Raw genomic sequence first — 11,075 nt, 5'->3', positions numbered from 1 at the left:
GTACACGGCAAAGGAAACCGCAAAGCCACCGTGTCTGACTGGATGGACATGGAAAAAGACCGCGGGATTTCCGTGGCATCTTCCGCACTGCAGTTCAACTATTCCCCGGAAGGCCACGACGGGCAGCCGTATGTGATCAACCTGGTCGATACCCCAGGTCACGCAGATTTCTCGGAGGATACCTACCGCGTTCTCACCGCCGTCGACGCGGCCGTCATGCTCATCGACGCCGCGAAGGGCCTCGAGCCGCAAACACTAAAGCTATTCCGCGTGTGCAAAGCTCGCGGTTTGCCGATTATCACGGTGATCAACAAGTGGGACCGGGTAGGCCGCGAGCCTTTGGAGCTTGTCGACGAAATCGTTAACGAAATCCAGCTCCAACCAACCCCGCTGTACTGGCCGGTCGGCGAAGCCGGTGACTTCCGCGGGCTCGCCCACATTAACGACGACGGTGAAGCTGATAACTACATCCACTTCATCCGCACCGCCGGTGGCTCCACCATCGCACCGGAAGAGCACTACTCACCGGAGCAAGCTGGCGAAAAAGAAGCCGAGGCTTGGGAAACGGCAGTGGAAGAAGCCGAGCTTTTGGCCGCCGACGGAGCGCTACACGATCAAGATTTATTCGAACAGTGTGTGACCTCGCCGTTGATTTTCGCCTCCGCGATGCTGAACTTCGGCGTACACCAAATTCTGGACACCTTGTGCGCAATCGCCCCAGAGCCAAGCAGCCGCGAGTGCGACCCCAAGGTAGTGGAAAAAGCCACCGGATCCATCGCCGAAACCCGCGAGGTGGACGACGATTTCGCCGGCGTCGTGTTCAAAGTTCAAGCCGGCATGGACCGCAACCACCGCGACACCCTAGCCTTCATGCGCGTGGTCTCTGGCGTCTTCGAACGCGGCATGCAGGTCACGCACGCGCAATCTGGGCGCAGCTTCTCGACGAAATACGCACTGACCGTTTTCGGCCGCACCCGCGATACCGTCGAAGCCGCCTACCCTGGCGATATCGTCGGATTGGTCAACGCGGGATCGCTGGCTCCTGGCGATACCATTTATTCGGGCAAGAAGATCCAGTTCCGCCCGATGCCACAGTTTGCTCCGGAAAGTTTCCAAACCCTGCGGGCAAAATCGCTGGGCAAATATAAGCAATTCCGCAAAGGGCTGGAGCAACTGGATGCCGAAGGCGTCGTGCAGATCCTGCGCAACGAACTGCGCGGCGATGCTGCACCCGTGATGGCAGCCGTCGGCCCGATGCAGTTCGAAGTCATGCAAGCGCGCATGGAAGTCGAATACAACGTGGAAACAGTCGTCGAGCCCGTACCTTATTCGGTAGCACGACGCACCGATGCGGCCTCAGCCGAAGAATTAGGCCGCCAGCGCGGAGTGGAAATTTTCACTCGCACCGACGGCGAATTGATCGCGCTGTTCGGTGATAAATGGAAACTCGCATTCGTACAAAAAGAACACCCAGAGCTCACCATGGAGCCGTTGGTGGCGGATTAGATTACAGGTGGCCGATTAGAAATCGGCCAGCATTTAGTACAGCTCGACTGCCCGCAAGTCGATAGTGCCATCACCAGTGATTTCCAATTGGCTAATCGGGCGGTTCTTTACTGTTTCCGGCAAGCTAATCCTTAAGGTGCGTATCCAGTATTCACCGTTGCTGGTTTCCGTGGTGGCATCTTTCAACACCGGGTTGGGGGTCGGCACTGGGATTTGCTGTCGGGAACCATCGTCCATGATCGCGGTAATTTCCAGCTTGGTTTCTTTCTTCCCGTCTTCCCGGCTGCCAGTAGGCATCATGTGCATGCTCAGTGCATCCGCGCCTGCAGAACTCACCGGAACCACCGCGGGGGTTTTAGTCAATTGCACGCGGGCATTGACAGAAGCGGAATTGACGATTCCCAGGTCCACGAAATCGCAGCGGTCGTCATACTGCACCGGGTTCATAGACGGATAAATCCGACAGAATTTGGCCTCGCTTCCCGGCAGTTGCGCTTCTGGTTCTGAAGCAATCCATTGCTCTGCAGCGGCCGGGGTGGCAGCATACACACTCGCTTCTCTGCCTGCGAGCTCACTCGGTAGCTCGTCATCAGCCTGCAATGGATACGGCCCGTCTTGGCCACGGAGAGTTTGATCAAACCAAAGCCGGAGAGCTTCCGCTAAAAATTCCTCATGTTCTTTGGCACCAATGTCGCCAATTTCGCCATCATCGATGCGGTCGTCAAATTCCCGCTTGGATAAAACACGGTTGATGTAGTTGTGCCCAAGCCCCGACACAATAAAGTTTAAGGCTGCCGTCTGCCTGTCCTGCCCCACGTATTCCGGCAACCAGTCAGCTGCGGCCTGGGAAGTATCCTCATCTGCTTGCCCATCAATGGTCAAAGTAGGCACATCGGCGGGAGCTGGGGAAAAGTTATCTTCTGGAGATTCTGGCACATGGTAGAACCCGCCATAGCTGGCCAAAGATACCTCAGGCCACATTTCTGCAGCCTTATTTCCTAGCAATGCAGAACGCGAGTGCATAAACACACCAGTGCGAGAAAAATCCGTCATGCCCACAAGGCTGTCGTCTAAGTGCTGCGACTGGCCCTGGTTCGCCGCCTCTAGTTCCCCACGAATGGCACTAACCACACCCGCCCAGGCTTCCACCTGGTCGTATGGTTGCGTGGGGCTTTCTGGCGCCCACAACGGGCCTAAATCAGGAACGACGACGGTGTATCCGGCCTCTGCGAGATCCTCTGCCAAATAGTGCATTCCGCGATCTGCACGTATCTCCTCTACCCCATCTGGGCACGGGTAGGCGAAAGTATCGTCAGCGCAGTTAAATGTACGCAAATGATTCACTACCACCAGCGGAGCATTGCTATGCCCCGCCGTTGTCACGCTGCCGCGGACGGGTAAATGTATGTCTGGAGAAACCTGGTAATCTTCCAGCGCAAATTCATGGGTGGTGGCAGTTGTTTTTTCCGTGGCCGCGGTAGTTTCTGCAGCCGTATTCTGCCCCGTTGTTGCCTCTTCTGGCGCTGCCTTCAACGCGTCGTCATCAGACGGAGCCGAACAGGCCCCGAGCAACAAAGTAGTACCTGTCAACACAGCTAAAATACTCGAACGCATGACAGACAATTCTACCGGCACGGTGGGTTCCGGTCGTGTTTACCGGACAGGGCTGGGAAGCCGCCGACTCACGATAATCAGAATCCGATGGCGCGCAGAGCCTGATCGTAATCGTCTTGAGTGACCTCAACCTTGGAACAATCCTGCGAGACATAAATGTCCGGACGTGGCTCACCTGGCTTACCATCGATACGGTAACGACAATCCGCAGCCTGCTGCGGGGTTGTCAGACCATAATTTAAGGCATTGTAATGTTTGTTATCCACGTTCTTCAGCCACGCCACCAATGCGCGGAGGTTGCTTGGCCGGTTACCTCTCGGGTCGTTCCAGAGCACGGAGCTGCCAATAGACAGCGCCGACTTGAGCTGATTCGACACTGAATTATCCTGCGCCGACGACGATTGCACCAGTTGTTTCTGCACAGGCATCGCTTGAGCAACCCCGCCACTTGCCAGGCCTGCCAGCGTGAGAACAGCCAAGCTTGCGGTGAACAGTTTCTTCATAAAAGGCCCCTTATCTATTTATATGATCCAACATTTCATGCTTGACCATTGAATTCATTCGGCAGATAAGAGTTTATATAGTCCTACCTAACAATAACTAGGCACACCTTTATGATTCTTCTCACGACGGGGGCACATGCCCCGGAACAAAAGCGGCACAATGTAGTCGTGGAAGATAATTCAGATAATTCTGAGATTAAATTCGTTTTCCTTTAACCGGTCAGGAATTCTTCCCATTGCGGCCATTCTTTTTCCGTTTGGATCTGGCCCATCCGGTAGCTGTGCAACAGCTTTTCGGCGTCGCGTTCCGTTGATTCCACGGACAAATCCGTCGGAAAGAACAATTGCGCACGGCCTTGTTTCTCCAAAGTAAGCAGGCGATCTTTCGCGGCATTGTATTTATCCGGTCGTTCAATCATGGCCTTGGCCACGGCTGGGTGTTTAAAAAATGCCCGACGCAAAAAGCCCTCACGCTGCGTGGCTGGGCGCACATAATCGCGGGGCTTCGTCGCCAAGAAAAGAATCTTTCTAAAACCAGCTCGTTCGGCCTCATTGACCACCACACCACCGGAATCTCCTAATGCACCATCGACAAACGGCACATCGTCGATCAAGCGCATCGGCATGATCAGCGGCAGTGTGGATGAGGCACGTACGCGCATCATCAGATCCGGCAAGCTTGGCATGTCCTGCCTGCCCCAGTTGACGGTCTCTCCGGTATCGGCACGCGTGGCACTGATGCAGACTTGTGCCGACGATTCCGTGAACGCTCTCCAGTCAAACGGGAGATCTTTGTCGGCAGCTTTTTCGTAAATAAATTCTGCATTGAAATATCCCCGACCGCGCAAGAAATGACTCACCCCACCAAACGAGGGGTTATTCGCGAAATCCGTGAACGAACTACGTGCGCGTTCTTTATCACCGGAGAGGAAATTCACGGTGTGCGAGGCACCAGCGGATACACCACCGACCCAGCCAAATTGCACTTGCTTTTCCAACAGGTGCACAATGCTGGCGGCGGTATAGGAATTGCGCATTCCCCCGCCTTCAATCACTAAAGCTGTATCTCGTGCGTCGATCATCCTTGCCCATCGTAGTCGCGAGCTCGCGAAATTGTGACTAACAGTGATTCACCATTAACCGGTTAGAATGACCTCATGGGACTATTCGACCTGCTACGCGGTTCTGCTAAGCCCGCTCTCACCCAGCTTCCGGATACTGCACGCCACGTAAGCGTCGACAAGCTGGCAGTGCACACGGCGGAAGAAATGGTGATCATTACAGGATCGGTGCAGGTAGCCGGCATCGTTCTGGACGCCGCCCGCAATAACGAGGCAGCGGTAATCAAAGGACCCAACACGCAGATTGTACTAGTGCCGACGAAAACCGATGATCTGCCGGTACACGATCCCAACAATGGTTGGCTGCTTCCACTAAGCCCCGCGCTCCGTTCTGCAATCACCAAGCGCTTGGCACCGAAAACATGCGCGTTAGAACTCACAGACCGCGTCGGCATCGTTATTGAATAAAGCGCAACCTAGAAACGCTTAGACACTCAGACACCGAGTGCCCCGAGTACGATCAACAGCACTCCCACGCTATAGCCTGCCGCCTTACTCAAAGCTTCGGTATTGTCCAAGGCCTTATTAAACAGCCTGCCAATCGGCGAATGCGGCGCGATTCGGACCCAACCAACAAGCAACGCGAAGACGATGGGCAGCGACAACGCGATAGTGGCATACAGCACCACTCCCGCGCCCAACGTCGCTGGTGCCGGATGCAACGCGGTGAGCACAATCAGCCCGGCAAAAAACGGGCCGGAAGTCGCCGATTGCACCACGCCAAGGCCGAAACCAATCCCGAAGGTCATCGGCGATGGTTTTTGTAGCCCACCTAATAACCGTCCCACCACAGCAGGCGGCTTGCCTTTCGATAACCAGGTGCCCACGAGCGTGAGCACGCCGACGCCGATCAAGGTCAGCCCGAAGGCTGCCGAATCCAGGATTTTTTGCATGAGCTCGCCGAAGCCGGAAAATACGACGGTCACCAGCAGCGCGAGCGCAAAAACTCCGAACCAGTTGCCGGTCACCAACAGTGGTGCGACCTTTTTATACCGTCCCGCTGGCAGCAGCACGCCCAGGGCAACGATCACAGCAATGGACAAAACATTGATCGAATCCATGAAGGCGTAACTAACGGCATAGAGCATGCTGGTCACTCTACAGTGCTTGTACACTAACACTCATGCTGTCTGCCCCGCGCACCCTCGCCGATATCGCTACCGATGGCTTTTTGGCCCAGGCCGATCGCCTAGCAATGTTTCGCGCCCGGTTCGGTGAGATCACCAAGGTGGAGTTTTCTCTCCGCGAAAACTCGGCCAACGACCACGACGCGATGCTTGCCGACGGACGTGTCCGCGATCAACCAGTGATGCTGTCTTTTTCCTCTACTCAGGTGGCACAACGCGTCGAGCTCGCTGCCCAGTGGGTCGCCACCATCATTGATGACACCTGGTATTGGCAAACAGCAGCGGTCGATGATTTTTCCGATATCCCGCAACTGGATCCACTCATCCCGCAGCCTGCCGACGACGAGTTATTAGCAGCTACCCGCACCTTGTTTCGCAATGCTCCGGCCGTGTTGGTTCCGCTTCCCCGGAGCTCGCGCCGAAGTTCCGGTGAAGACTCTGCTGCGCAATTCGCGGTGCTGATCGTGTCTGCTTTCGTCGACGAAGGCCCGGTGCACGTCGCGCTCAGCAACGGTCTAGCACAGCTGCCGGATCACTATGACACGCTAAGAGCGTTGCATGCCTTCGCTGTGGTACGCGGATTAGAGTTTGAACACGCTACGACGGAAGACACGTCAGCTTATTCGACGGCAGAGCACTCAGTAGCAAACCCGCCGGAGAACACAGATACCGTCGTCCAGATCGGCGCTGGGGACGACGCATACACGATTCATGTACGCGGTGGCACAGCCATTGACCTCGCCGCACAGCCGTTTACCCGCGAGCTGCCGCCAACGATCGACACGCTGCGCGCCCAAGGCTCCGCCCTACTCTGGGAGACAACCGGGCACGCCGATAACGACGAGAATGGCGAGAACGGCGACATTGATGATGACGACGATGCGGCGCCGAGTTCCACCGCCGATCGTGCAGTCGCCGATCGTGCAGTCGCAGCAAAACCCCGGCACAACACTTCACCGGGATGGGTGGTCGCCACCGTTGCCGGTACAACCTGGACGTGGGCGTGGGCTGACCCAAAACTTGCCGGGACTTCGGGTGCGCAAGAAAGCCGCGCGCTGTTGGATTTTGGCATCAGCAACGGCGTTCTTGATTTCGTGCGCCCACACGTCGATCTGCAACGAGCGGATCTGCTCTCCCGCGGCGACGCCCGAAAAGAGGCAATCGCCACGATGGTTGCTGCATGCGCGCCGATCACTGATTTCCACGACTACCGAATCGACGCCTTAGACGCAGAGACCGTGGGCATCGTGCTGTTTTCTGCATAGCCCTTCCTGCATCCACACGCAACAAAGCCCACACGCACCCCACACACATTGGGCCTGAAACACGACTAAGCCCGGCAGCTAGCTCTCACACGTACTAGCTACCGGGCTCAGATGGTGGCGCGCACACCGCGCCACTGACTAGCAAAAACTAGCTATCTTGTGCCTCTACTGGAGTTTCACTGACGACGATGCCGTCGGCGTCTGCATACACATATTGGCCTGGCACAAAGTCGATGCCACCGAATTGTACGGTGATATCAACCTTGCCAACCTTATCTTTCGCAGATTTGCGCGGGTTGGTGCCCAAAGCCTTAACACCAATATCCATGGTGCCGATTTCTTGGGAATCCCGGATCGCGCCGTTGACGATGATCCCGGCCCAGCCGTTATCCACGCCTGCGCCAGCGATCATGTCGCCGACCATAGCGGTATGCAGATTTTCTTGGGCATCGATGACCAAGACTCCGCCTTCGTTCGGTTGGTTCAAGACTTCTTTCACCAAGGCATTGTCTTGGATGGCTTGGATGGTGGAAATCTTTCCGCAGAACTCGGTCTTGCCTCCATAGTTGGTGAATTGCTTATCGCAGCTGCGTAGCTGTTCACCGTGGATGTCTCCGATATCAGCGGTAGGAACGAATTGGATGGCCATGATTAGAACTGGCCTTCCTCAGTGGAACCCTTCAGTGCGGTGGTCGACGAGGTTGGGTCGACGGTGGTGGCAATGTTGTCGAAGTAACCAGCACCGACCTCACGCTGGTGCTTGACGGCGGTGAAGCCGCGCTCTTCGGCTGCAGCGAATTCCTTGTTCTGCAGCTCGACGAACGAGGTCATGCCGTTGCGTGCGTAGCCGTGAGCCAGGTCGAACATGCCGTAGTTCAGCGAGTGGAATCCGGCCAGGGTGATGAACTGGAAGGTAAAGCCCATGGCGCCCAGTTCTTTTTGGAACTTCGCGATGGTCTCGTCGTCAAGGTGCTTGGACCAGTTGAACGATGGCGAGCAGTTGTAGGCCAGCTTCTGATCTGGGAACGCGGCCTTGACGGACTCCGCGAACTGCTTGGCAACCTCCAGGTCTGGGACACCGGTTTCCATCCAGATCAGGTCAGAGTATGGAGCATAGGACTTCGCACGTGCGATACAAGGCTCGATGCCTGGACGTACGCGGTAGTAGCCTTCTGCGGTGCGGTCGCCTTCGATGAACGGCTTGTCGCGATCGTCGATGTCCGAGGTGATCAAGGTGGCGGCCTCGGCGTCAGTACGAGCAATAACGACGGTGGGAACACCGGCGACGTCGGCAGCCAGACGTGCAGACGACAGGGTGCGGATGTGCTGCTGGGTTGGGATCAAAACCTTACCGCCCAGGTGGCCACACTTCTTTTCGGAAGCCAGCTGGTCTTCCCAGTGCGTACCGGCAGCACCAGCGTTGATCATGGCCTTTTGCAGCTCATAAACGTTCAGTGCACCACCGAAGCCTGCCTCACCGTCTGCAACGATGGGAACCAGCCAGTTGTCGATGGAGTTATCGCCTTCGACTCGGGAGATCTCGTCGGCACGCAGCAACGCGTTGTTGATACGGCGAACGACCTGCGGAACCGAGTTTGCTGGGTACAGCGACTGGTCTGGATAGGTGTGGCCAGCCAAGTTGGCATCGCCGGCAACCTGCCAACCAGACAGGTAAACAGCCTTCAGGCCACCGCGGACCTGCTGAACGGCCTGGTTACCAGTCAAGGCGCCCAGGGCATTGATGTAGTGTCCATCGCCCTTCGAGACCTCGTCCCACAGGATCTCGGAGCCACGACGTGCCAGGGTGTGCTCTTCGACGACGTTGCCCTGCAGCTCGGCTACCTTTTCTGCGGTGTAGTCACGGGTGACGTTGGCCCAGCGAGGGTTTTCATCCCAATCTTTTTGGATTTCAGCGGCGGTACGTGCTTGACCGGTAGTAGTCATCGCAACTCCCTTTCTCGTTTGGCTTATGAGGTGATTCACATCTTGTTCGATGAATTCGATCACGTCAAGATTTAACCCCGGTCACTAAAATTCGGGGGTAATGCTCTATTTCACATAAATGTTCGAGACCCAAAAACAGGTTAAACCGCAGGTCTTTGTCAAAAATGCCGTTTATGGTGTGTGAACTCCGAACATAAACAGTACGTTCATACTGTTGAAACAGTACGATTGGACTGTTTTCTCAGTTCATTTTCGAACTTCGAACAGGGGTGAAAATCCCACTTTCTCCCGCCGCGCTACACACAGTGAGGCAATTCACTTATTGTGGTGTCATGCCCCGGGGCGCACATTTTCAGCAAAGATGTAGAGAGCGCGCATGCCACCCAGCTTGTCACTGAGTTGCACGCACTCCACGCCCCTTAAGGGTCTGACCGCGAGGATTAGAAGGAGTTTTATGACTATCGAAGACACCACCCCACGCACAGAGGTTGCAGGCCTCAACGTCGACAACACCCTCTACGAATTCGTCAACGGCACTGTGCTGCCACACATCGGACTCGATTCGGAGAAATTCTGGAATGGGTTCGCAGACATCATCCGCACCCACACCCCGCGCAACAAAGAGCTGCTGGCACGCCGCGATGAACTGCAAAAGACTCTCGACGAGCACTTCCGCGCTGACCCGGGACAGCCCGATCCAGCCGAACACGAAAAATATCTGCGCGAGATCGGCTACTTGGAAGACAAGCCAGCTGCCTCCGATGTCACCACCGCGAATCTCGACCCAGAAATCGCCGAGGTTGCCGGCCCACAGCTGGTCGTTCCTGTCCTCAACGCGCGCTTCGCCCTCAACGCGGCGAATGCCCGCTGGGGTTCGCTCTACGACGCCTTGTACGGCACCGACGCCATTTCCGAAGAAGGCGGGGCGGAACCAGGTAATTCTTATAACCCGGTGCGCGGCGACAAAGTCATCGCCTGGGCACGCAACTTCCTCGACGAGGTTGCCCCACTAGAAAACGGCTCGCATGCCGACGCAGAATCCTATGCAATTGACGACGATAAACTGGCCGTCACCGTTAACGGCTCCACCGTCGGTCTTGCGAAGGCAGAGCAACTCGTCGGCTACAACGGCGACAAGTCTTCCCCATCCGAGGTGGTTCTGCGCAACAACGGTCTGCACATCTTGATCCAGATCAACCCAGACCACCCCGTCGGCAAGAGCGACAAGGCGGGCGTTTCTGATGTCATCCTGGAATCGGCGACTTCCACCATCATCGACTTCGAGGACTCCGTTGCCGCTGTCGACGGCGAGGACAAGACTTTGGGCTACCACAACTGGTTCGGCCTGAACACTGGTGAGCTGAAAGAAGAGCTGGAAAAAGGTGGTAAGACCATCACCCGTAAGCTCAACGACGACCGCACCTACACCGACCTCTCCGGAGGCGAGCAATCCCTGCACGGTCGCGCTTTGCTGCTGGTCCGAAACGTCGGACACTTGATGACGAACCCAGCCATCCTGGTCGACGGCGAAGAAGTCTTCGAAGGCATCATGGATGCCGTACTCACCAGTGCGTGTGCCATCCCAGGACTGGCTGCCGATAACGCCCACAAAAACTCGCGTGCTGGCTCGATCTACATCGTAAAGCCAAAGCAACACGGCTCTGCCGAGGTCGCGTTCACCAACGACCTGTTTGCCTCCGTCGAAAAGCTGCTCGGTTTGGAGAAGAACACCCTGAAGGTGGGCGTTATGGACGAAGAACGTCGTACCTCGGCCAACCTGGCTGCTGCGATCACCGCGGTCAGCGAGCGCGTTGCCTTCATCAACACTGGATTCCTGGACCGCACGGGCGACGAGATCCACACCTGCATGCAGGCTGGCCCGATGGTGCGCAAGGCCGATATGCAGACCGCACCATGGAAGCAGGCTTACGAAGACATCAACGTCGATACTGGTGTTGCGCTCGGCCTGCCGGGCAAGGCACAGATCGGTAAGGG

10 protein-coding genes are annotated in these 11,075 nt (G+C 56.4%); 4 read left to right on the top strand and 6 right to left on the bottom strand.

Annotated features, from left to right (window positions below; all coding sequences use genetic code 11):
• Nucleotides 1-1,506, top strand: a 1,506-nt coding sequence (locus RCH87_RS07465) for a peptide chain release factor 3 (protein ID WP_306516087.1), incomplete at its 5' end; no start/stop codon positions are given.
• A gap of 33 nt (nt 1,507-1,539) precedes the next feature.
• Here RCH87_RS07465 and RCH87_RS07460 read toward each other — a convergent pair.
• The 3 genes from RCH87_RS07460 to RCH87_RS07450 form a co-directional block, all read right to left on the bottom strand.
• The gene (locus RCH87_RS07460; protein WP_306516086.1) at nt 1,540-3,120 is read right to left on the bottom strand and encodes a hypothetical protein; all 1,581 of its coding nucleotides are present in this window, start codon (nt 3,118-3,120) and stop codon (nt 1,540-1,542) included.
• Between the two features lie 77 nt (nt 3,121-3,197).
• The gene (locus RCH87_RS07455; protein ID WP_306516085.1) at nt 3,198-3,623 is read right to left on the bottom strand and encodes a hypothetical protein; all 426 of its coding nucleotides are present in this window, start codon (nt 3,621-3,623) and stop codon (nt 3,198-3,200) included.
• Between the two features lie 212 nt (nt 3,624-3,835).
• Complete coding sequence (locus tag RCH87_RS07450; RefSeq protein ID WP_306516083.1) at nt 3,836-4,705, bottom strand: patatin family protein; 870 nt, start codon at nt 4,703-4,705, stop codon at nt 3,836-3,838.
• 75 nt (nt 4,706-4,780) lie between these two features.
• On the opposite strand from RCH87_RS07450, the gene RCH87_RS07445 reads away from it, so the two are divergent.
• Entirely contained in the window at nt 4,781-5,152 is a 372-nt protein-coding gene (locus RCH87_RS07445; RefSeq protein ID WP_306516082.1) for a hypothetical protein, read from the top strand.
• 26 nt (nt 5,153-5,178) lie between these two features.
• Here RCH87_RS07445 and RCH87_RS07440 read toward each other — a convergent pair whose 3' ends face one another.
• Nucleotides 5,179-5,832, bottom strand: coding sequence for a hypothetical protein (locus tag RCH87_RS07440; protein ID WP_306516081.1), 654 nt, complete (start codon nt 5,830-5,832; stop codon nt 5,179-5,181).
• A gap of 35 nt (nt 5,833-5,867) precedes the next feature.
• Here RCH87_RS07440 and RCH87_RS07435 point away from each other — a divergent pair, with 35 nt between their 5' ends.
• On the top strand, nt 5,868-7,136 hold the full coding sequence (locus tag RCH87_RS07435) for a DUF6882 domain-containing protein (protein ID WP_306516080.1): 1,269 nt from the start codon (nt 5,868-5,870) through the stop codon (nt 7,134-7,136).
• Nucleotides 7,137-7,284: 148 nt separating this feature from the next.
• Here the strand turns inward: RCH87_RS07435 and rraA are convergent, their stop codons facing one another.
• Together rraA and aceA are read right to left on the bottom strand one after the other, a co-directional pair.
• On the bottom strand, nt 7,285-7,785 hold the full coding sequence (rraA, locus tag RCH87_RS07430) for a ribonuclease E activity regulator RraA (protein ID WP_306516079.1): 501 nt from the start codon (nt 7,783-7,785) through the stop codon (nt 7,285-7,287).
• A gap of 2 nt (nt 7,786-7,787) precedes the next feature.
• Nucleotides 7,788-9,080, bottom strand: coding sequence for an isocitrate lyase (aceA, locus tag RCH87_RS07425; RefSeq protein ID WP_306516078.1), 1,293 nt, complete (start codon nt 9,078-9,080; stop codon nt 7,788-7,790).
• Nucleotides 9,081-9,534: 454 nt separating this feature from the next.
• Here aceA and RCH87_RS07420 point away from each other — a divergent pair.
• Nucleotides 9,535-11,075, top strand: a 1,541-nt coding sequence (locus tag RCH87_RS07420) for a malate synthase G (protein WP_306516077.1), incomplete at its 3' end; no start/stop codon positions are given.

This window comes from Corynebacterium sp., assembly GCF_030826625.1.
Taxonomy (GTDB): Bacteria; Actinomycetota; Actinomycetes; order Mycobacteriales; family Mycobacteriaceae; genus Corynebacterium.
Note: the sequence above shows the minus strand (reverse complement) of the source record. Positions and strands in the feature narration are given on the sequence as shown.